Annotated in this window: 16 protein-coding genes and 1 pseudogene; 5 read left to right on the top strand and 12 right to left on the bottom strand. The window is 73.5% G+C overall.

Going from position 1 to position 20,421, the window contains the following annotated elements:
• From MRBLMG1_RS14585 to MRBLMG1_RS14570, 4 genes and pseudogenes are all read left to right on the top strand, one after another.
• A pseudogene (locus MRBLMG1_RS14585) lies at positions 1-244 on the top strand (hypothetical protein); the annotation flags it as partial.
• A complete protein-coding gene (locus MRBLMG1_RS14580) occupies positions 241-657 on the top strand; it encodes a ferritin-like domain-containing protein (protein ID WP_367824339.1) in 417 nt (138 codons plus the stop codon). The pseudogene MRBLMG1_RS14585 and the gene MRBLMG1_RS14580, both read left to right, overlap by 4 nt.
• Before the next feature lie 32 nt (positions 658-689).
• Complete coding sequence (locus MRBLMG1_RS14575; protein ID WP_367824337.1) at positions 690-1,610, top strand: aminoglycoside phosphotransferase family protein; 921 nt, start codon at positions 690-692, stop codon at positions 1,608-1,610.
• A gap of 46 nt (positions 1,611-1,656) precedes the next feature.
• Entirely contained in the window at positions 1,657-2,574 is a 918-nt protein-coding gene (locus tag MRBLMG1_RS14570) for a slipin family protein (protein ID WP_367824336.1), read from the top strand.
• A gap of 1,456 nt (positions 2,575-4,030) precedes the next feature.
• On the opposite strand, the gene MRBLMG1_RS14565 is transcribed toward MRBLMG1_RS14570, so the two are convergent.
• The 11 genes from MRBLMG1_RS14565 to MRBLMG1_RS14515 form a co-directional block, all read right to left on the bottom strand.
• Positions 4,031-5,731 (bottom strand): proline--tRNA ligase, encoded by a 1,701-nt coding sequence (locus MRBLMG1_RS14565; protein WP_367824334.1) that lies wholly within the window; start codon positions 5,729-5,731, stop codon positions 4,031-4,033.
• Between the two features lie 71 nt (positions 5,732-5,802).
• Entirely contained in the window at positions 5,803-6,348 is a 546-nt protein-coding gene (locus MRBLMG1_RS14560) for a GNAT family N-acetyltransferase (RefSeq protein WP_367824332.1), read from the bottom strand.
• A gap of 28 nt (positions 6,349-6,376) precedes the next feature.
• Positions 6,377-7,222: a GNAT family N-acetyltransferase gene (locus MRBLMG1_RS14555; RefSeq protein WP_367824330.1), complete on the bottom strand. Its 846-nt coding sequence runs from the start codon at positions 7,220-7,222 to the stop codon at positions 6,377-6,379.
• 155 nt (positions 7,223-7,377) lie between these two features.
• Positions 7,378-8,535, bottom strand: a complete 1,158-nt coding sequence (gene ispG, locus MRBLMG1_RS14550) for a flavodoxin-dependent (E)-4-hydroxy-3-methylbut-2-enyl-diphosphate synthase (protein WP_367824329.1) — start codon at positions 8,533-8,535, stop codon at positions 7,378-7,380.
• Between the two features lie 103 nt (positions 8,536-8,638).
• On the bottom strand, positions 8,639-9,949 hold the full coding sequence (locus MRBLMG1_RS14545) for a M50 family metallopeptidase (protein WP_367824328.1): 1,311 nt from the start codon (positions 9,947-9,949) through the stop codon (positions 8,639-8,641).
• A complete protein-coding gene (gene dxr / locus MRBLMG1_RS14540; RefSeq protein ID WP_367824327.1) occupies positions 9,946-11,196 on the bottom strand; it encodes a 1-deoxy-D-xylulose-5-phosphate reductoisomerase in 1,251 nt (416 codons plus the stop codon). The genes MRBLMG1_RS14545 and dxr overlap by 4 nt, the downstream gene beginning before the upstream one ends.
• Positions 11,197-11,262: 66 nt before the next feature.
• Complete coding sequence (gene aroA / locus MRBLMG1_RS14535; protein WP_367824325.1) at positions 11,263-12,513, bottom strand: 3-phosphoshikimate 1-carboxyvinyltransferase; 1,251 nt, start codon at positions 12,511-12,513, stop codon at positions 11,263-11,265.
• 168 nt (positions 12,514-12,681) lie between these two features.
• Entirely contained in the window at positions 12,682-13,320 is a 639-nt protein-coding gene (locus MRBLMG1_RS14530) for a PE-PGRS family protein (RefSeq protein ID WP_367824323.1), read from the bottom strand.
• Between the two features lie 134 nt (positions 13,321-13,454).
• Positions 13,455-15,377 carry an acyl-CoA dehydrogenase family protein gene (locus MRBLMG1_RS14525; RefSeq protein ID WP_367824321.1) on the bottom strand — a complete coding sequence of 641 codons (1,923 nt, stop codon included), beginning with the start codon at positions 15,375-15,377 and terminating at the stop codon, positions 13,455-13,457.
• A 249-nt stretch (positions 15,378-15,626) separates the two neighbouring features.
• A complete protein-coding gene (locus MRBLMG1_RS14520) occupies positions 15,627-17,072 on the bottom strand; it encodes an aldehyde dehydrogenase family protein (protein WP_367824319.1) in 1,446 nt (481 codons plus the stop codon).
• 229 nt (positions 17,073-17,301) lie between these two features.
• On the bottom strand, positions 17,302-18,273 hold the full coding sequence (locus MRBLMG1_RS14515) for an EamA family transporter (RefSeq protein WP_367824318.1): 972 nt from the start codon (positions 18,271-18,273) through the stop codon (positions 17,302-17,304).
• A gap of 154 nt (positions 18,274-18,427) precedes the next feature.
• Here MRBLMG1_RS14515 and MRBLMG1_RS14510 point away from each other — a divergent pair, with 154 nt between their 5' ends.
• The gene (locus MRBLMG1_RS14510) at positions 18,428-18,658 is read left to right on the top strand and encodes a hypothetical protein (RefSeq protein ID WP_367824316.1); all 231 of its coding nucleotides are present in this window, start codon (positions 18,428-18,430) and stop codon (positions 18,656-18,658) included.
• Between the two features lie 164 nt (positions 18,659-18,822).
• Here MRBLMG1_RS14510 and MRBLMG1_RS14505 read toward each other — a convergent pair whose 3' ends face one another.
• A complete protein-coding gene (locus MRBLMG1_RS14505) occupies positions 18,823-20,376 on the bottom strand; it encodes a PucR family transcriptional regulator (protein WP_367824315.1) in 1,554 nt (517 codons plus the stop codon).
• Between the last annotated feature and the right edge of the window lie 45 nt (positions 20,377-20,421).

Below are 20,421 nucleotides of genomic sequence, written 5' to 3'. Positions count from 1 at the left end.
GTCCACCACCGCGCCCGCCACCGCGCCCGCCGCCGCGACGACACCCGCGGGCCCCGCGCCGGTGCCGGTGCCCGCCGACCCCCGGGCGGCGCTGAAGGAGCTCGCCGACGCCGCCCGCGCCGCCGCCGACGGGCACACGGCCGCCCTGCTCACCGCCCCGCCCGAGTACGCGCGGCTGCTCGCCTCCGTGGCGGCGGCCGGCGCCGCCCACGCCTACCTGCTGACCGAAGGAGCACGGGCATGACCGCCCTCGACGCGGCCCAGGCCGCCCTGGCCGCCGAGCACGCGGCGGTGTACGGGTACGGGGTCGTCGGCGGCCGGATCGGCGCGGAACGGCGCCCCGAGGCCACCGCGGCCTACGAGGCCCACCGGGCGCGCCGGGACGCGCTGCGCCGCACCGTCCGCGACCTCGGCGGCACGCCCGTCGCCTCGGAGGCCGCGTACGAGCTGCCCTTCCGGGTCGCGGACGCGGCCGGCGCCGTGCGCCTGGCGGCGATCCTGGAGGACCGGGTGGCCGGCGCCTACTCCGACCTCGTACGGGCCACCGGCGGCCCGCAGCGCCGCGAGGCCGCCGCCGCGCTCCGGGAGACGGCGGTACGAGCCGTCCGCTGGCGCGGCAGCGACGTAACCTTTCCTGGGCTCGCCGAGCGGGTGTGAGCCCCGACCCGACCGAAGGACACGACGCACGCATGGCTTTCGAACCGCCGCAGCGACTCGCCAGGACACTCGGCGAGACGTACGGGGACGCCGCGGCGGCCGAGTGGCTCGCGAAGCTGCCCGAGCTCGCCGACCAGGCGCTCGGCCACGCCTCCCTCGACGCCGAACGGGTGATGGCCCCCGGCGGACGGAGCAGCCTCGTCGCCCTCGTACGACGGTCCGACGGCTCCCCCGCCGCGCTCAAGATCGCGCCCCCGTTCGCCCGGCCGGACCTGGAACGGGACGCCCTCGCGCACTGGAACGGCTGGGGCGCGGTCCAGCTCCTCGACGAGGCCGGCCAGGACGCGCTCGTCCTCGAACGCCTCCACCCCGAGGTCTCGCTGCGCTCCCTGCCCGAGGCCAAGGCGCTCCTCGAAGCGGCCGGGACCGTACGCAAGCTGTGGGTCGAGCCCCCGGCCGGGCACGGCTTCGAGACGGTCACCGAGCGCACGGCCCGCCAGGCCGGGGCCATGGACCCGTACCTCGCCGGGGCCGACCCCTCCGGGACCTCGACCGAGACCGCCGCACTGACCGCCGCGGCGCTCGCCGCCCGCGAGGAGCTCGTCGCCGCCCCCACCGAGTCCCTGCTGCTGCACGGCAACTTCCGCCAGGGCAAGGTGCTCGCCGGCGACCGGGCCCCCTGGCTGGCCGTCGGCCCCGAGCCACTGGTCGGCGAGCGGGCCTACGACCTCGCCCGGCTCGTACGCGACCGGGTCGAGGACCTCGTGGCCGCCTCCTCGGGCGCCTCGGCGGCCCGCCGACGGGTCAACAAGCTTGCCGACTCCCTGGACCTCGACCGGGAACGGCTGCGGGGCTGGACCCTCTTCCGCGCCGTCGAATCGGGAACGCGGGCGCTGACCGCGGGACGGCGGCAGGATGCCGAGCTGCTCCTGGAGTTCGCGAGCTGGCTGTAGGGGAATACCCTTTTTGTACTGTTCGGCTCGATTCCAGGGGGCCGTGATGATCCAAGAGCTGCTCATAGCGGCGGCCGGCGCGGCCGCGGCGGCCGCGGTGTACGCGGGCGCGGCGGCGCGGGTGGTCAAGCAGTACGAACGCGGCGTCGTCTTCCGCTTCGGGCGGCTGCGCCGCGACATCCGCTCCCCCGGCTTCACCATGATCGTTCCGGTCGTCGACCGCATCCACAAGGTCAACATGCAGATCGTCACGATGCCCGTGCCCGCCCAGGAGGGCATCACCCGGGACAACGTGACCGTCCGCGTCGACGCCGTCGTCTACTTCAAGGTCGTCGACGCCGCCGACGCGCTCATCCGCGTCGAGGACTACAAGTTCGCCGTCTCCCAGATGGCCCAGACCTCACTCCGCTCCATCATCGGCAAGAGCGACCTCGACGACCTCCTCTCCAACCGCGAGAAGCTCAACCAAGGCCTCGAACTCATGCTCGACAGCCCCGCCATGGGCTGGGGCGTCGCCATCGACCGCGTCGAGATCAAGGACGTCTCCCTGCCCGAGACCATGAAGCGCTCCATGGCCCGGCAGGCCGAGGCCGACCGCGAACGGCGCGCCCGCGTCATCAACGCCGACGCCGAACTCCAGGCCTCGAAGAAGCTGGCCGAAGCGGCGGGCGTCATGTCCGCCCAGCCCGCGGCGCTCCAGCTCCGCCTCCTCCAGACCGTCATGGCCGTCTCCGCCGAGAAGAACTCCACCCTCGTCCTCCCCATCCCCGTCGAGCTCCTCCGCTTCCTTGAGCGCGCCGCGCCGGGTTCCGCGCCGTCCGAGTCCGAGGCCTCGGCGCCGACGCTGCCGCTGCCGCCGCCCGACGCCTACCTCAAGGGCCGCGCCGCCGCCCTTGACTCCATCGGCGACCTCACCGGCCCCTCCATCGACCCCACCCCCACCGAGCCCGACGCCCGAACGTGACGGGCCGCTCCCGCCTGCCCGGGCCGCTGTGCTGCGCCCCCGCCGTCTGGAATGCGGGCTGCGCCCTCCTGGCCGCATTGTGGGCTGACCCGCGCCCTCCCGACTGCCACCCGGGTTTCGGGGCTGAGCCCTCGCCCTCCCGACTGCCACCCGGATGCGGGCAGCACCCGCGCCCTCCCGGCTGCCACCCGGGTTGCGGAAAGCGCGCTCGCTGTCCCGACTGCCACCCAGGTTTGCGGGCAGCGTCCTCGCCCTCCCGGCTGCCACGCGGGTTGCGGGCGGCGTCCTCGCTGTCCCGGCTGCCACCCGGGTTGCGGCCAGAGTCCTCGCCCTCCCAGCTGCCACCCGGGTTGCGGGCAGCGCGCTCGCTGTCCCGGCTGCCACCCGGGTTGCGGCCAGAGTCCTCGCCCTCCCAGCTGCCACCCGGGTTGCGGGCGGCGCCCTCGCCCTCGCGGCTGCCACCCGGGTTCCGGGCGGCGTCCTCGCTGTCCCGGCTGCCACTTGGGTTGCGGGCAGCACCACGCCCACCCGGCTGCCACCCTTGTTGCGGGCGGCAGCACCCGCGCCTTCCCGGCTGTCACCTGGGTTGTGGGCAGCTGTTCCGCAGGGGCGGAACGGGTGGGCACAACCCACGACGGCGCCGCACACGGGGTGCTGGCTCAGGCGCGGAAGCCTTGGCCCGGCAGGGGGCGCCGTCCCGTGTGCCCACCCGTCCCGCCCCAGCGGGACGATTGCCCACACGGAGGTGGGCCACGGGGTAGGGGCGCCAACCCACACGGCGGCCGGGCGGCAGGCATGAGGGCGCCAGCCCCACACGGAGGTGGGCGACGGAGTGGGGGCGCCAGCCCGCACGGGGGTGGGTGCGGGCAGGGTGGTGCCAACCCACACGGCAGGTAGGCGGCAGGCATGAGGGCGCCAGCCCACACGGAGGTGGGCGACGGAGTGGGGGCGCCAGCCCGCACGGGGGAGGGCGCAGGCACGGGGCGCCTGCCCGCAGGGCGGGTGGGCGGCAGGGGGCCGGGGCGCCAGCCCGTGGGGGCGCTCAGGGGTGGGCGGCGGGCGCCAGCCCGTAGGGGCGCACGGGGGTCGGCGGCGGGCGCCAGCCCGTAAGGGCGCACGGGGGTCGGCAGCAGCCAGGAGGCGCGGCCGCACGACGCGAGGGTGGCGGGCCCTGGGCGGGGCCGCGCGACAGAGGGCGGGCGGCGGGCCGCCGGAGTTGGGGCCCGCCAGGGTGGCGGGCCCGCCACGGGGCCCGCCAGGGCGCCCGGCGGGGGAACCGCCGGGCGGGTTGGGGGAACCGCCAGAGACCCCGGGGGTCCGCCAGGGACCCGGGGAAACCGCCAGGGGCCCGAGGCGACCGCCAGGGGCCCGGGGAACCGCCAGGGCCCGGGGCGACCGCCAGGCCCCTGGGGGAACCGCCAGGCCCCTGGGGGGACCGTCAGAGGGGCTCCGGGGATCAGTTGGTGAGGTGGGTGAGGGCTTCTTCGGTGGTGAGTTCTTGGCGCTCGCCGGTGCGGCGGTCCTTGAGTTCGAGGACGCCTTCGGCGGCGCGGCGGCCGGCGACGAGGATCTTGGGGACGCCCATGAGCTCGGAGTCGGTGAACTTGACGCCCGGGGAGACGCCGGGGCGGTCGTCGACGAGGACGCGGAGCCCGGCGGCGGCGAGCTTGTCGGAGACTTCGAGGGCGAGCTCGGTCTGGAGGGCCTTGCCGGCGGCGACGACGTGGACGTCGGCGGGGGCGACCTCGGCGGGCCAGCACAGGCCCTTGTCGTCGGCGGTCTGCTCGGCGAGGGCGGCGACGGCGCGGGAGACGCCGATGCCGTAGGAGCCCATGGTGACGCGGACGGGCTTGCCGTTCTGGCCGAGGACGTCGAGCTTGAGGGCGTCGGCGTACTTGCGGCCGAGCTGGAAGATGTGGCCGATCTCGATGGCGCGGTCCAGCTTGAGGCCGGTGCCGCACTTGGGGCACGGGTCGCCTTCCTGGACGACGACGACGTCGACGTACTCGGTGACCTCGAAGTCACGGCCCGCGACGACGTTCTTCGCGTGCATGCCGTCCTTGTTGGCGCCGGTGATCCAGGCGGTGCCGGGGGCGACGCGGGGGTCGGCGATGTACGTGACCTTGTCGAGGCCCTGGGGGCCGACGTAGCCGCGGACGAGGTCGGGGCGGGCCGCGAAGTCGGCTTCCGTGACCATCTCGACGGTGGCGGGCGCGAAGTGGGCCTCGACCTTGCCGAGGTCGACCTCGCGGTCGCCGGGCACGCCCACGGCGACGATCTCGCCGTCGACCTTGACGAGGAGGTTCTTGAGGGTGGCGGAGGCCGGGACGCCGAGGGAGGCGGCGAGGGTCTCGATGGTGGGGGTGTCGGGGGTGGGGATCTCCTCGGCCGCCGCGACGCCGGAGCCGTCGACGGGCTTCAGCTCGTAGGTGATCGCCTCGGTGTTGGCGGCGAAGTCGCCGTTCGGGCAGTCGGCGAAGGTGTCCTCGCCGGCCTCGGCCGGGGCGAGGAACTCCTCGGACTTCGAGCCGCCCATCGCGCCCGCGGTGGCGGCGCAGATGCGGTAGTCGAGGCCGAGGCGCTCGAAGACGCGCTGGTAGGCCTGGCGGTGCAGGGCGTAGGACTGGGCGAGGCCCTCGTCCTCGGTGTCGAAGGAGTACGAGTCCTTCATGAGGAACTCGCGGCCGCGCAGGATGCCGGCCCGGGGGCGGGCCTCGTCGCGGAACTTCGTCTGGATCTGGTAGAGGATGACCGGCAGGTCCTTGTAGGACGAGCACTGGTCCTTGACCAGGAGGGTGAAGATCTCCTCGTGGGTGGGGCCGAGGAGGTAGTCGCCGCCCTTGCGGTCCTGGAGGCGGAACAGCTCGGCGCCGTACTCCTCCCAGCGGCCGGTCGCCTCGTAGGGCTCGCGGGGCAGGAGGGCGGGGAGGGAGACCTCCTGGGCGCCGATGGCGTCCATCTCCTCGCGGACGATGCGCTCGACGTTGGCGAGGACCTTCTTGCCGAGGGGCAGCCAGCTCCAGATGCCGGCGGCGGTGCGGCGGACGTAGCCCGCGCGCACGAGGAGCTTGTGGCTGAGGACCTCGGCGTCCGCCGGGTCGTCGCGCAGCGTCTTCGCCATCAACTGGGACATGCGCTGGACCGGTGCGTTGGCCATGATTCTCGTACTCCTGCCGGGACTGACGTTGATGGCCCCGAGGTTAGCCGGGCCGCCCCTGGTCGGAGAAATCAGTTCCGGCGCAGCAGCGGCAGCGGCGCGCCCATCACGGCGTACGGGCGGGCGGCGCTCGGGAAGTGCACCTGGCGGGCGAGGTCCCGGTAGCCGAGGGCGCGGTAGAGGCCGCGGGCCGGGGAGTCGATGTCGATCGCGGAGAGGATCGAGCGGGGTTCCGCGGCGCCGTCGGTGATGGTGGTGATCAGTTCCCGGCCCACGCCCCGGCCCTGGAAGTCCGGGTGGACGTGGAGTTCGGTGATGACGAAGGAGTCGTCGAGCCAGTCGGCGGTGCCGGTGGCCCGCAGGTACGACTCGACGACGGTGGACCACCAGTGGGTGCGGTCGTTGGGCATGCCGTACACGAAGCCGACGAGCCGTCCGTCGGGTGTGGTGGCCCCGTAGGCGCGGGCGCCGGGGCTGAGCAGGTGGCGCAGCACGATGTGGCGGCGTACGGCGACCTCGCCGGCGTCCAGGCCGAAGGCGAGCGCCTGCACGTCGAGGGCCTCGTCCACCCGGGCGGCGAGATTGACCGGCCCGATCACGACCTCTGCGTCATCCATGCGGCGCACCCTACAAGCGGCCGGGGCGTCAGAACAGCACGCTCATGAAGGCGCCCGTCTCGCGGAAGCCGACTCGGCGGTACGCGGCCCTCGCGGGGGTGTTGTAGTCGTTGACGTACAGGCTGACGACGGGTGCGACGTCCGCGAGGGCGTACCGGAGCACGGCGGCCATACCGGTTTCGGACAGGCCCTTGCCGCGGTGCTCGGGGGCGACCCAGACGCCCTGGATCTGGCAGGCCTGGCGGGTCGCGGCGCCGATCTCGGCCTTGAAGACGACCTTGCCGTCCTCGATGCGGGCGAAGGAGCGGCCCGCCCCGACCAGTTCGGCGACCCGGGCCTGGTAGAGCAGTCCGCCGTCGTTGGCGAGCGGGGAGATGCCGACCTCCTCGGTGAACATGGCCACGCAGGCGGGCATGATCGCCTCCATCTCGTCCTTGCGGACGCGGCGCACGAGCGCGTCGGGCGTGACGGTGGCGGAGGGCTCCTCGGTGACCATCAGCGGCTGGCGGGCCCTGACGTCCCGGGCGGGGCCCCAGCTGGGCTCCAGGAGCCGCCACAGTGCGGAGGTGGGTTCGGCCGGGCCGACGATCGACGAGCAGCGGCGGCCGATCCTGCGCGCCCGTTCGGCGAAGGCGCGGACGGCCTCGGGCGTCGCGCAGATGGGGACGAGGTTGGCGCCGGAGTAGCAGAGGGAGCGCAGCCGGCCCTCGGTGTACCAGCCCCACATCTCGCCCCCGAGCCGCCAGGGGTCCAGCCCGGCGACCTGGACGCGCGCGGCCACGAAGGCGTTCTCGACGGGGGCGCTCTCCAGGACGGCGAGCGCGGCGCCGAGGTCGGCGGGTTCGAGGACCCGGGTGGTCGTCTGTGTCAACACGAGGGGGCCTCACGGTGCGGTCTGCTGGTCTCCGCACTGTACCCCCGAGCCCTGCGGGAGGGGTCTCCTCGCACGTGCGAAGCCCCTCCGCCCGGTGGGGCGGAGGGGCTTCGCACGTGCGGGGGAGGCGACCGCCTCCCCGGGAGTCCGCGGTGTCAGGCGCCGATGGCGACGGTCGGCTCGCCGCTGGCGATGCCGTCCTTCTCCATCTGCTCGGCGATCTTGAGCGCCTCTTCGATGAGGGTCTCGACGATCTTCGACTCGGGGACGGTCTTGATGACCTCGCCCTTCACGAAGATCTGGCCCTTGCCGTTGCCGGAGGCGACGCCGAGGTCGGCCTCGCGGGCCTCGCCGGGGCCGTTGACGACGCAGCCCATGACGGCGACGCGCAGCGGGACGGTCATGCCGTCGAGGCCGGCGGTGACCTCCTCGGCGAGCTTGTAGACGTCGACCTGGGCGCGGCCGCAGGACGGGCAGGAGACGATCTCCAGGCGGCGCTGGCGCAGGTTCAGCGACTCCAGGATCTGGATGCCGACCTTGATCTCCTCGGCCGGCGGCGCGGAGAGCGAGACGCGGATGGTGTCGCCGATGCCCTGGGAGAGCAGGGCGCCGAAGGCGACGGCCGACTTGATGGTGCCCTGGAAGGCCGGGCCCGCCTCGGTGACGCCGAGGTGCAGCGGGTAGTCGGACTGGGCGGCGAGCTGGCGGTAGGCCTCGACCATGACGACCGGGTCGTTGTGCTTGACCGAGATCTTGATGTCGCGGAAGCCGTGCTCCTCGAAGAGGGACGCCTCCCAGAGCGCCGACTCGACGAGGGCCTCGGGGGTGGCCCTGCCGTACTTCTTCAGGAGCCGCGCGTCGAGGGAGCCCGCGTTGACGCCGATGCGGATCGGGGTGCCGGCGTCGGAGGCCGCCTTGGCGATCTCCTTGACCTTGTCGTCGAACTGCTTGATGTTGCCCGGGTTGACGCGGACGGCCGCACAGCCGGCGTCGATCGCGGCGAAGACGTACTTCGGCTGGAAGTGGATGTCGGCGATGACCGGGATCGACGACTTCCGGGCGATCGTGGCGAGCGCGTCGGCGTCGTCCTGGGTGGGACAGGCGACGCGGACGATCTGGCAGCCGGAGGCGGTGAGCTCGGCGATCTGCTGGAGCGTGGCGCCGATGTCGGACGTGCGGGTCGTGGTCATCGACTGCACGGAGACGGGGGCGTCACCGCCGACGGCCACGCTGCCGACCTGGATCTGACGGCTCTTGCGCCGCTCGGCGAGCCGGGTCGGGACGGTCGGGATACCGAGAGAAATCGCGGTCATCTTCTGTGCAACCTCAAGGTTGTGCGTCGGCGGGCTCAGGTCTCCGAGGTTACCGCCCCGGGCGCGGGAGGCCGGACACCATCGGGTCCGGCCCCCCTGGGAGCTACGTGATCTTCACCGGGTTGACGATGTCGGCGGCGAGGACGAGCAGGGTGAAGCAGACGAAGACGCCGGCCACCACGTAGGCGGCGGGCATCAGCTTGGCCACGTCGAACGGGCCCGGGTCGGGGCGCTTGAAGATCCGGGCCGTGTGGCGGCGTACGGACTCCCACAGGGCGCCCGCGATGTGGCCGCCGTCGAGCGGCAGCAGCGGGAGCATGTTGAACAGGAACAGCGAGACGTTGAACATGACCAGCAGGTTCATGAACATCACGAGGATCGTCGTCGGCGGCGCCTCGACGGTCATCAGCTCGCCGGTGATCCTGGCGGCGCCGAGCACGCCCACCGGGGAGTCCTCGGCGCGCTCGCCGTCGCCGAAGGTGGCGTCCCACAGCCCGGGGATCTTGCCCGGGAGGGCGATGACCGAGTGGACGCCGTTCTCCAGGAGGTCGGTCATCCGCTCGGTGGTCTCGCCGAAGGTGAGGGGCGCGACCTCGGACTTCGGCTGGAAGCCGAGGTAGCCGGCCTTGACGTACTGGACCGGCCGGACGACGTTGCCGTCGGCGTCCTTCTTCTCGACGTCGTTGCGGACGAGGGTGGGGTGCAGGTCGACCCGCTGCCCGCCGCGCTCGACGGTGAGCGTGGCGGGGCCGATGTCGGCGGAGCGGATGGCGTCCGAGAGGGTGTCCCAGTCGTTCACCGTCCGGCCGTTCAGGGCGAGGATCTTGTCCCCGTCCTTGAGGCCGGCCGCGAACGCCGGGGAGACCGGGTCGCCCGCCCGGCACTCCTTGCGCTCGTCGCTCAGCTTGAGGACGCACTTCTGGACGCCCGCGACCTGGGTCGTCGGGCCCGCGACCCCCAGCGTCATCATCGAGCCGAAGAACAGCGCCGCCGCGAGGACCAGGTTCATGAACGGTCCGGCGAACATCACGATGACGCGCTTCCACGGCTTGCGCGTGTAGAAGAGGCGGGTCTCGTCGCCGGGCTCCAGCTCCTCGTACGAGGCCTCCCGGGCGTCCTCGATCATGGAGCGCCAGGGCGAGGTGGAGCGGGCCTCGATCTTGCCGTCCTCGCCGGGCGGGAACATGCCGATCATGCGGATGTAGCCGCCGGCCGGGATGGCCTTGATGCCGTACTCGGTGTCGCCGCGCTTCTTCGACCAGATGGTGGGGCCGAAGCCCACCATGTACTGCGGCACGCGGATGCCGAAGAGCTTGGCCGTGGACAGGTGCCCGAGCTCGTGCCACGCGATGGAGACGAGGAGGCCGAGGGCGAACAGCACGATGCCCAGGGCGTACAGGAGCATTTCGGTCATGCGCGGGCCTCCGCTGTTGCCTTCGCTGCGAGCTCACGGGCCCGGGCCCGTGCCCAGGTCTCCGCTTCGAGGACGTCCGACACGGTGAGCGAGGTTCCCTTGGCGGGGGTGCCGTGCTCCGTGACGACCGCAGTGACGGTATCCATGATTCCGTTGAACGGCAGCCGCCCGGCGAGAAACGCCTCGACGCACTCCTCGTTCGCCGCGTTGAAGACGGCGGGGGCCGTGCCGCCCAGCGTGCCGACGTGCCGGGCCAGGCCGACGGACGGGAAGGCCTCCGTGTCGAGCGGGAAGAACTCCCAGGTGGACGCCTTGGTCCAGTCGAAGGCCGGGGCCGCGTCCGGGACCCGCTCCGGCCAGCCGATGCCGATGGCGATCGGGCCGCGCATGTCCGGCGGGGTCGCCTGGGCGAGCGTCGAACCGTCCGAGAACTCGACCATCGAGTGGACGTACGACTGGGGGTGGACGACGACCTCGATGCGGTCGAAGGGGATGTCGTAGAGCAGGTGGGCCTCGATGACTTCCAGGCCCTTGTTCACCAGGGTCGCGCTGTTGACCGTGATCACCGGGCCCATCGCCCAGGTCGGGTGGGCGAGCGCGTCCTCGCGGGTGACGTCGGCCAGCTGCTCCCTCGTACGACCGCGGAACGGGCCGCCGGAGGCCGTGACGACCAGCTTGCGGACGTCGGCGCGGGTGCCGGCGGCGAGCGCCTGGAAGAGGGCCGCGTGCTCGGAGTCGACCGGGATGATCTGCCCCGGCTTGGCGAGCGCCTTCACCAGCGGGCCGCCGACGATCAGCGACTCCTTGTTGGCGAGGGCGAGCGTACGGCCGGCTTCGAGGGCCGCGAGCGTCGGCGCGAGACCGATGGAGCCGGTGATGCCGTTGAGCACCGTGTGGCACGGCGAGGCCGCCAGCCGGGTCGCCGCGTCCGGGCCCGCCAGGAGCTCCGGCAGCGGTTCCGGGCCGTACAGCGCCTTCAGCGCGTCCCGCAGCTCCGGCAGCACCTCCTCCCGGGCGACGGCGACCGCCGTGACCTGCAACCGGTGCGCCTGCTCGGCGAGCAGTCCGACCCGGCCGCCGGAAGCGGCCAGGGCGGTGACCCGGAAACGGTCGGGGTTGCGCAGCACCAGGTCGATGGCCTGCGTGCCGATGGACCCGGTCGAGCCGAGGACGACGATGTCCCGGCGTCCTTCGGATACGTCGAAGGCGATGTGCGGGTCGGCGAGAGGAGAGGGGCGGTCGCTCATGCCCCCCATTCTTGCCGCAAAGACTGTGCGGTCCTCACGGGGTGCGGTGTTTGCGGGGCGTGGCCTTCACGCCGTACGGACAAAGCTGTCGAAGGACCGGTGGAAATCGGGGAACGTCTTCTTCACGCATCCCGGGTCGTCGAAGGTGATGCCGGGCGTGCGCAGCGCCGTCACCGCGAACGACATGACGATCCGGTGGTCGCCGTGGGTGGCGATCTCGGCCGGTCCGACGGGGGTGCCGGGGTCGATCTCGATCCAGTCCGGGCCGGTCCGCACGGTGACGCCGAGGCGGCGGAGGTTCTCCGCGCAGGCGTCGAGCCGGTCGCACTCCTTGACCCGGGTGTTCGCCACGTCCTCGATGCGGACCGTGCCGTCGGCGAACGGCGCGATGGCGGCCAGCGTCGGCATCGTGTCCGAGATGTCCCGCATGTTGACCGTCAGGCCGCGCAGCCCGCCGGTGGACCGGACGGTCGTCGCGGTGTCGCCGATCTCGACGTCGGCTCCCATGCGGCGCAGCACGTCGACGAACGCCAGGTCGCCCTGGAGGGCGCCGGTGCCGAGGCCGGGGACGGTGACGGCCCGGCCCGGCCCGAGGGCGGCGGCGGCGGCGAAGAAGTAGCTGGCGGTGGAGGCGTCGGGCTCGATGCCGTACGTCCGCGCCCGGTAGCCGGTGGGAGCCACCCGGTACGTGCGCCCCTCCCGGCCGTCCTCCCTCGTGACCTCCGCGCCGAAGCTCCGCATCATCGCCAGCGTGATCTCGACGTACGGCTCCGAGACCAGGTCCGTGACGGTGATGTCGAGGCCCTCCGCGGTGAGCGGGCCCAGCATGAGCAGGGCCGTCAGGTACTGGGAGGACTGGCCCGCGTCGAGGGTGAGCGCCCCGCCCTTCACGCCGTGGGCGTGGACGCTCAGCGGGTGGTGCCCCTCCTTCTCGCCGTGCCGCAGATCGACGCCGAGGGTGCGCAGGGCCGCCGTCAGCGGGGCGAGCGGCCGTCGCCGCATCTGCGCCGAGGCGTCGAAGCGGTAGGTGCCGTGGCCCGCGGCGGCGAGGGTGGGCAGGAACCGGGCGGTGGTGGCACCGTCGCGGCAGTAGACGTCGGCGGAGTCCGCGCCGGGTCCCGCGGGACGGCCCTCGATCTGCCAGGCGTCGGCCTCGCGGCGGACGGCGTAGCCCAGGGCGGTGAGGCCCTCGGCGAAGCCCTCCGTGTCGTCGGAGACGAGCGGCCTGAGGAGGGTGGTGGTGCCCTCCGCGGCGGCGGCGAGGAAGAGCGCGCGGGCGGTGACGGACTTGGATCCGGGGATGTCGATGACGGTCACTCCCCCATCCTGCCGTCCCGTCCCGCCGGACGGACCGGCGTCCCGCATCGCGGAACGCCGTGCGCCGAGGCGCGGGCCGGGCGGGACTTTCCGGACAGGGCCCAGGGCTACGGGGGGGCGCGGGCCAGGCGTCGCGGGCCAGGCGGGACTTTACGGACAAGACATCCCCTAGGAGCGGCGCCCCTCGACCGGGTCGCCCAGCTGGACGGGAGCCCACTTGGCGGGGGCTCCCTCCTGGGCTGCCTCCACGCACAGGTAGAGGCGGCAGGTCACGGCGTCGTCGCTCAGGACGACGAGCTGGCCGAGCCGGCCCGCGGCGGGCAGGTACGGGGCGGAGTCGGGGGTCTCGGGCAGATGGGGCGTGAGCTCGATCTGGGCGGCCTTGGCGGAGCTGAAGACGCCGCCCACCTCCTTGTCGGACTGGGCGCGCAGACCGGTGTCCGTGGCGCTCTGCGCGATGACTCCGGGGCCGTCCTGGCTCTCGCCGACGACACCGGCGCCGGTCGCCTGCGCCACTCCGTGGACGCCTTCGGCGAAGAGGGTCTCGCCCCGCACACCGGTCGCCCCGCGGCCTCGGACGCCGCACAGGGAGCCGCGGCCGATCACACCGGTCTCGCCGAAACCGGCCACTCCGGGGGAGTGCGCGGACGGGTCGCCGACGCCGAGCACGCCCGCGCGTGTCTGCCCCTCCAGGCCGACGTCGCGGTGGGCCGGACGGGCGTAGCCGGCGACCCCGGTCACCCCCTCGCCGACCAGGCCGGTGGTGTCGTCGGAGGCCGTCTCGGCCGGTGCGTCGGTGTCCGCCATCGTGGGTCTCTCCTGGTGTGCCAGTTCCGTGGACCTGCCCCTCTCACGCTAGGAGGAGCACCGGGCCGGGACCATCGGGGCTGCTCCGAGCGGCCGAGCCGCCGGCCGTTCCGCCCGACCCGGTCGGCGGACGGTCAGGGGATGCGGCGGTGGACGTTCTCCTCGGTCGACGGCGCCGGCGTGGCGTCCGCGATCCAGGGTCCGTCGTCGCCCGGGTCGACGATGCCCTCCTCCAGCCAGGTGTAGCGACCGGCGAGGACTCCGTCGGCGACCCGGCGGTCGAGGTCGTCGGTGTTGGACCAGAGGTGGGTGAAGAGGTCGTCGGTGCGGAGGCGGGCCTGGCGGCAGAAGGCGTCGGCGAGCTGGTGGGCCTCGCGGCCGTGGTCGGTGGTGGTGCGGAGGAGTTCGGCGCGGACGCAGGCGGCGCTCATGGCGAAGAGTTCGGCGCCGATGTCGACGATCCGGCCGAGGAAGGCCTGCTTGAGCTCCATGCGGCCCTGCCAGCGGGACATGGCGTAGAAGGTGGCGCGGGCGAGTTTGCGGGAGGTGCGTTCGACGTACCGGACGTGGGTGGCGAGGTCGCCGAACTCCGCGTAAGCCCCCGGGAGTTGCCCGGGGCCGGTGACGAGTCCGGGCAGCCAGCGGGCGTAGAAGCCGCCGGCGCGGGCGCCGGCCCTGGCCTTGTCGGCGAGGGAGGTGTCGGGGTCGATGAGGTCGCCGGCGACGGAGAGGTGGGCGTCGACGGCCTCGCGGGCGATCAGCAGGTGCATGATCTCGGTGGAGCCCTCGAAGATGCGGTTGATGCGGAGGTCGCGCAGCACCTGCTCGGCGGGGACGGCTCGTTCGCCGCGGGCGGCGAGGGAGTCGGCGGTCTCGTAGCCGCGGCCGCCGCGGATCTGGACGAGTTCGTCGGCGATCAGCCAGGCCTTCTCGGAGCCGTACAGCTTCGCGAGGGCGGCCTCGATGCGGATGTCGTTGCGGTCCTCGTCGGCCAGTTGGGACGCGAGGTCGACGACGGCTTCCAGGGCGAACGCGGTGGCGGCGATGAAGGAGATCTTGGTGCCGACGGCCTCGTGGCGGGCGACGGGCTTGCCCCACTGCTCGCGCACGGCGGACCATTCGCGGGCGATCCTCAGGCACCATTTGGCGGCGCCCGCGCAGGCCGCGGGGAGGGAGAGCCGGCCGGTGTTGAGCGTGGTGAGGGCGATCTTGAGGCCGGCGCCCTCGGGGCCGATGCGGTGGGCCGCCGGGACCCGGACGCCGTGGAAGCGCGTGACGCCGTTCTCCAGGCCGCGCAGTCCCATGAAGGAGTTGCGGTGCTCGACGGTGATGCCGGGGGCGTCCGCCTCGACGACGAACGCCGTGATGCCGCCGGGGTGGCCTTCGGACACCGGCACGCGCGCCATCACGACGAGCAGGTCGGCGACCACCCCGTTGGTGGTCCACAGCTTGACCCCGTCGAGGACGTACGCGTCGCCGTCGGGCACGGCGGCGGTGGCCAGCCGGGCGGGGTCGGAGCCGACGTCGGGCTCGGTGAGCAGGAACGCGGAGAGGTCCGTACGGGCGAGCCGGGGCAGGAACGCGTCCTTCTGCTCCTGGGTGCCGAACAGCTTGAGCGGCTGCGGTACGCCGATCGACTGGTGTGCGGAGAGCAGGGCGCCGACGGCGGGGCTGGCGGAGCCGACGAGGGCGAGCGCGCGGTTGTAGTACAGCTGGGTGAGTCCGAGGCCGCCGTACGCCGGGTCGATCTTCATCCCGAGCGCGCCGATCTCCTTGAGTCCGGCGATCGTCTCGTCGGGGATGCGGGCCTCGCGCTCGATGCGGGCGCCGTCGATCCGGCTCTCGCAGAAGGCGCGCAGGGTCGCGAGAAACGCCTCTCCGCGCCGTACGTCCTCGTCCGCCGGGAGCGGATGGGGATGGACGAGGTCCAGCCGGAACCGGCCGAGGAAGAGCTCCTTGGCGAAGCTCGGCTTGTGCCAGTCCCGCTCGCGCGCCGCCTCGGCCGTCTGCCGGGCCTCGCGTTCGGTGACCTTGGGCCGCTGGGTGGGTGCGGTCATGGACGCCTCCTGGGGCTTCCTGTCCGTCGTACCCGATAACCGCGAGTTCGGAAAGACGGCGGGAGCGAGGAGGGCCCGAAGGTGTCCGCGCGGTGAAGCGCCCCGGCGCCCGAAACGCGTGCGTCTACGGTCCCGGCATGTCGCAGACGATCGAGCTCGTCATCCGATCACCGCGGCGGGGAACGCCGAAAGACGGTCCGAGCCCCCGCACAGTGGGCTCGGACCGCCTGGTTCGGTGGGGCGTACGCCTTAGAGGGCGAGGCCCGTCAGGACGAGCACGCGCTCGTAGGTGTAGTCGTCCATCGCGAACTTGACGCCCTCGCGGCCGACGCCGGAGCGCTTGGCACCGCCGTACGGCATCTGGTCGGCGCGGTACGAGGGGACGTCGCCGACGATCACGCCGCCGACCTCGAGGGCGCGGTGGGCACGGAACGCCGTCTGCAGGTCGTGGGTGAAGACACCGGCCTGGAGGCCGAAGTCCGAGTCGTTGACCGCGGCGAACGCCTCGGCCTCGCCGTCGACCTTGGCGATGGTGAGGACCGGGCCGAAGACCTCGGCGCGGGCCAGGGTGACGCCGGCCGGAAGGTCGGTGAGGACGGTCGGGGCGTAGGTCGCGCCCTCGCGCTTGCCGCCGGTGAGGAGCTTGGCGCCGGCCGCGACGGCCTCGTCGACCCAGGACTCGACGCGCTGGGCGGCGGCCTCGTCGACCAGCGGGCCGACGTCGGTGGCGGCGTCGGACGGGTCACCAGTGACCTGGGCCTCGACGGCGGCGACGATCTTCGGCAGCAGGCGGTCGTGGACGGAGGAGTCGACGATCACGCGCTGGACGGAGATGCAGGACTGGCCGCCCTGGTAGTTGGAGAAGGTCGCGATGCGGCTCGCGGCCCAGTCCAGGTCGGCCTCGGAGGACCAGTCGGACAGGACGACGGCCGCGGCGTTGCCGCCGAGCTCCAGGGTGCAGTGCTTGTGCGGCACGGACTGCTGGATGGCGTAACCGACCTTGTCGGAGCCGGTGAAGGAGATGACCGGGAGGCGCTCGTCCTGGACGAGGGCCGGCATGCGGTCGTTCGGCACGGTCAGGATCGACCAGGAGCCGGCCGGCAGGTCGGTCTCGGCCAGGATCTCGCCCAGGATCAGGGAGGAGATCGGCGTCGACGGGGCCGGCTTGAGGATGATCGGGGCGCCGACGGCGATGGCCGGGGCGACCTTGTGGGCGCTGAGGTTCAGCGGGAAGTTGAACGGCGCGATGCCGAGGACGACGCCCTTGGGGATGCGGCGGGTGAGGGCGAGGCGGCCCGCGCCGCCGGCCTCGGTGTCCAGACGCTGGGCCTCGCCGGCGTTCCAGCGGCGGGCCTCCTCGGCGGCGAAACGGAAGACGGAGACGGCACGGCCGACCTCACCGCGGGCCCACTTGATGGGCTTGCCGTTCTCGGCGGAGATCAGCAGCGCGATCTCCTCGGTGCGCTCGGCGAGCCGCTTCGACACGTGGTCGAGGGCGGCCGCGCGGACGTGCGCCGGGGTCGCGGCGAACTCGTCGACGACGGCGTGCGCGGCGGCGACGGCCTCTTCGACCTGGGCCTCGGTGGGCACGCTGACCTTGCCGACCAGACGTCCGTCGAAGGAGTTCGTGACGTCGAAGGTGGCGTCGCCGGTGGCCTCGCGGCCGGCAAGCCAGAAGGCGTGGGTGGTCGTCATTGCGTCCCGGCCCTTTCCGTTTCGGATGGTGCGAGCGATTGCTCTCGTGACACGTTAGGGCCGGGGCGGCGGGCGTGGGCTTGTCCGGTGTGGAGTGGTGGGGTGGAAGCTCTGTCCGAATTGGCCGAAGGGGCCGGGCCCGGGCGCGGCCTTCGGCGGCGGCGCGGGCTCCGACGGCACGACGACGCCCGCCCGCCACCGGCCCCCTCGCCCTCGGGTCACCCCCGGGTCACCTGCGGCGTTCGGTCGAGACGATCAGGCACACCCCGCCGACGACGACCGCGCCGCCGAGCAGGAGCGGCCAGGTCAGGGCCTCGTTCAGGACGAGGGCACCGAGGAACACGGCGACGACCGGGTTCACGTAGGCGTAGGTGGCGACGAGCGAGAGCGGAGCGGCCTGCAGGAGCCAGGCGTACGCGGTGAACGCGAGCAGCGAACCGAAGAGGACCAGATAGGCGAGCGCCGCCCACGAGCGCCCCGATATCGCGGTCACGTCGAGGCCGTGCTGCTCGCCGCGCACGAGGCCGATCAGGAGCCCGGCGATACCGCCGGCGACCATCTCGTACGCGCTGGCCGTGAACGGGTTCTTCGGCATGGGCAGGCGGGAGGACGAGAACGAGCCGACCGACCACATCAGGGTCGCCACCACGACCAGGAGCACGCCGCTGATCCGCACCTCGCCGCTCAGGCCCGGCAGCGTGAGCACGGCGAGACCGGCGAGCCCCAGCAGCACGCCCCCGACGGCCCCCGTCCCGGGGCGCTCACCGGTCGCGGCGCGCAGGATGACGACCCAGGCCGGCACGACGGCGATGAGCAGCGCCGCGAGCCCCGACGGAATGGACGTCTCTGCGAGGACCACCAGGCCGTTGCCACCGGGGATCAGGAGCAGACCGACCAGCACCGCGGACCCGAGCTGCCTGCGGGTGACCTTCAGCGCGGCGGGACCCTGGCGCCAGGCGATGATCCCCACGAGCAGCAGCCCCGCGGTGACGAAGCGGGCGCCCGAGGACAGGAACGGCGGCATCGTCTCGACGACGATCCGGATGCCGAGGTACGTCGACCCCCACACCACGTACACGACACCCAGCGCCGCCCACACCGCACCGGTGATCCGGCGGGCGGGCCCCGCCGCCGTCACGGCGGGGACTTCGGGAACGGCCTTGTCTACCTCGGGTGCCGGATCCACGGCAGGGGTTGTCATGCTCAGGAGACTAGGGAGTGTCCGGCCGAATGACCAAGAAAATTGCCCGGATCCGGGCAGGGACACCGCGATACGGACCCCGCCGCCGCACGTGAGCCCCCACGCGACCGGGTGACAGGATGACCGGGACCGCAGGACCACAAGGGGGAAGACCATGATCCTTTCCGTTCTCATCACCGTCGTCGCACTCGCCGCCGCCGGCTGCGTCTGCGTCGTATGGGCCGAACGCGGCGGCCCCCGCTGGGTCCGCGCCGTAGCCGCCGTCACCCTGCTCGGCAGCGAGGTCGTCCGCAGCGGCCGACGACGCGGGCTGCGACGGGGGGACGACGGGGGCGACGGGGGCGACGGGGGCGACGGGGGGAGCGGGAGCGGCAGCGACGGGTAATGGCGGGAGCGGCGCGGTGGTAGGCGAAGGCCGGGGGCTACGCAGTGGTAGGCGAAGGCGGGGGGCTACGCGGTGGTAGGCGAAGGCTCCAGGGGCGAGGGTCTCGCGGAGCGAGGGCGGCCGCCCCTGGAGGGTGGACCCCGGCAGCGGCGCCGGCCGCCCCGCTACTCCGTCCCCTCGCCCGTCGCCTTCAGCGCCAGCCACAGCTCCATGCGGACGTCCGGGTCGTCGAGGGAACGGCCGAGGATCTCCTCGACGCGGCGCATCCGGTAGCGCAGGGTGTGCCGGTGGACGCCGAGGTCCGCCGCCGCCGCGTCCCACTGGCCGTGCCGGGAGAGCCAGGCGCGCAGGGAGGCGACGAGGTCGCCGCGCCCCGTCGCGTCGTGGTCCCGCAGGGCCCGCAGCATCCCGTCGGCGAAGGCGCGGACGGCGTCGTCGGCGAGGAGCGGGAGGACCGACCCCGCCGCCAGGTCCTCGTGTTCTACGAGCGCCCTGCCCCGTCGCCGGGCCACCGAGAGCGCCTGCTCGCCCTGCTTGAACGCCGTCGCGGCGGCGATCGGGCCGGCCGGGGCGGACAGTCCGATGACGACACCCGCGTCGTCCGCGTCCCGCTCCGCGTACCCCTCGCAGGCGGCGACGACCGCGCCCCCGTCCGCGGCGAGGACGACGAGCCGCCGCTCCCCCTCCTGGACCGCGAGGACCGCCTCCCCCGCCCGGGCGGCCGCCGCCTCCAGGGCCTCGGCGAGCACCGGCAGCGGAGGCTCGGCCGCCGCCTCTCCCCCGGCGGGCTCCGCGACGAGCACCCGGAACGGGGCGTCCAGCAGCTCGCCGTACACGTCGCCCGCCACCGCGCGGGCGTGGCCCGGCTCGCCCGTCAGCATCATCTGCAGCACCGCCGCGCCCAGCCGCTGCTCCGCGGCCTGGAGCGAGCGGGAACGTTCCGTCGTCAGGGTGAGCAGGGCGATCGCCGAGTGCACCGCGTAACGCTCGGCGGTCCCCAGGGGTGCGCCCGTGCCGACCGCGAGGGCGCCGCGCACCCGCCTCCCGGTGCCCAGCGACTGGAGTTCGACGCGGTCGTCCGTACCCCCGACGACCGCGCTCGCGGGCGCCGGCCTGTCCCGGAGCCGCTCCACGTCCGCCGTGAGCCGGGCAGCCCTGCGCGCCGCCCACTCCGGCGACACCGCGACCACCGTCCCTGACGTGTCGTACAGCGCCGCCCAGCCGTCCACGTGCGCCGCGAGCCGCGCGACCACCGCCTCGGGCCCCTCGGCGAGCGCCGCCCTCGTCAGCTCCCGCTGCGCCTCGAAGCCCGCCGTGACCGCCCGGTACTGGTCTGCGGAGATCGCCGCCGACACCGCCTTGCTGATCGCGAGGAACGGCGTCCTCCGCGGCACCTCCAGGAGCGGCAGATGTTCCTCCCGCGCCGCGTCGAGCAACGCCGGCGGGATCTCCTCGTAGTTCACCCCCACCGCGAAGCCCAGCCCCACCACCCCCGCCCCCAGCAACCGCCGCACGTAGCGGCGCATCGCCTCCAGATCCTCCGCGTCCAACGTCAGCGCCGTCGTCAGCAGCAGCTCCCCGCCCTCCATGTACGGAACCGGGTCGGCGAGCTCGCTCACATGAGCCCACCTCACAGGCGTGTCGAGCCGGTCCTCACCGGCACGGACGACGAGCTTCAGGGCGGAGTGCTGCACAAGCGAGGCGAGGGTGGGCGGCATCGTGAAACCGTCGGACCTTTGAGCGAGGGGGCGCCGCTCAGCCGA

The organism is Streptomyces sp. LMG1-1-1.1, from assembly GCF_040815545.1.
In the GTDB taxonomy this organism is placed as follows: domain Bacteria; phylum Actinomycetota; class Actinomycetes; order Streptomycetales; family Streptomycetaceae; genus Streptomyces.
Note: the sequence above shows the minus strand (reverse complement) of the source record. Positions and strands in the feature narration are given on the sequence as shown.

Bases quoted from the DNA above. Each gene is read 5' to 3' on its own strand.
- MRBLMG1_RS14580 (WP_367824339.1), top strand. From the start codon at position 241: ATGACCGCCCTCGACGCGGCCCAGGCCGCCCTGGCCGCCGAGCACGCG.
- MRBLMG1_RS14575 (WP_367824337.1), top strand. From the start codon at position 690: ATGGCTTTCGAACCGCCGCAGCGACTCGCCAGGACACTCGGCGAGACG.
- MRBLMG1_RS14570 (WP_367824336.1), top strand. From the start codon at position 1,657: ATGATCCAAGAGCTGCTCATAGCGGCGGCCGGCGCGGCCGCGGCGGCC.
- MRBLMG1_RS14565 (WP_367824334.1), bottom strand. From the start codon at position 5,731: ATGGCCAACGCACCGGTCCAGCGCATGTCCCAGTTGATGGCGAAGACG.
- MRBLMG1_RS14560 (WP_367824332.1), bottom strand. From the start codon at position 6,348: ATGGATGACGCAGAGGTCGTGATCGGGCCGGTCAATCTCGCCGCCCGG.
- ispG (WP_367824329.1), bottom strand. From the start codon at position 8,535: ATGACCGCGATTTCTCTCGGTATCCCGACCGTCCCGACCCGGCTCGCC.
- MRBLMG1_RS14545 (WP_367824328.1), bottom strand. From the start codon at position 9,949: ATGACCGAAATGCTCCTGTACGCCCTGGGCATCGTGCTGTTCGCCCTC.
- dxr (WP_367824327.1), bottom strand. From the start codon at position 11,196: ATGAGCGACCGCCCCTCTCCTCTCGCCGACCCGCACATCGCCTTCGAC.
- MRBLMG1_RS14530 (WP_367824323.1), bottom strand. From the start codon at position 13,320: ATGGCGGACACCGACGCACCGGCCGAGACGGCCTCCGACGACACCACC.
- MRBLMG1_RS14525 (WP_367824321.1), bottom strand. From the start codon at position 15,377: ATGACCGCACCCACCCAGCGGCCCAAGGTCACCGAACGCGAGGCCCGG.
- MRBLMG1_RS14520 (WP_367824319.1), bottom strand. From the start codon at position 17,072: ATGACGACCACCCACGCCTTCTGGCTTGCCGGCCGCGAGGCCACCGGC.
- MRBLMG1_RS14515 (WP_367824318.1), bottom strand. From the start codon at position 18,273: ATGACAACCCCTGCCGTGGATCCGGCACCCGAGGTAGACAAGGCCGTT.
- MRBLMG1_RS14510 (WP_367824316.1), top strand. From the start codon at position 18,428: ATGATCCTTTCCGTTCTCATCACCGTCGTCGCACTCGCCGCCGCCGGC.
- MRBLMG1_RS14505 (WP_367824315.1), bottom strand. From the start codon at position 20,376: ATGCCGCCCACCCTCGCCTCGCTTGTGCAGCACTCCGCCCTGAAGCTC.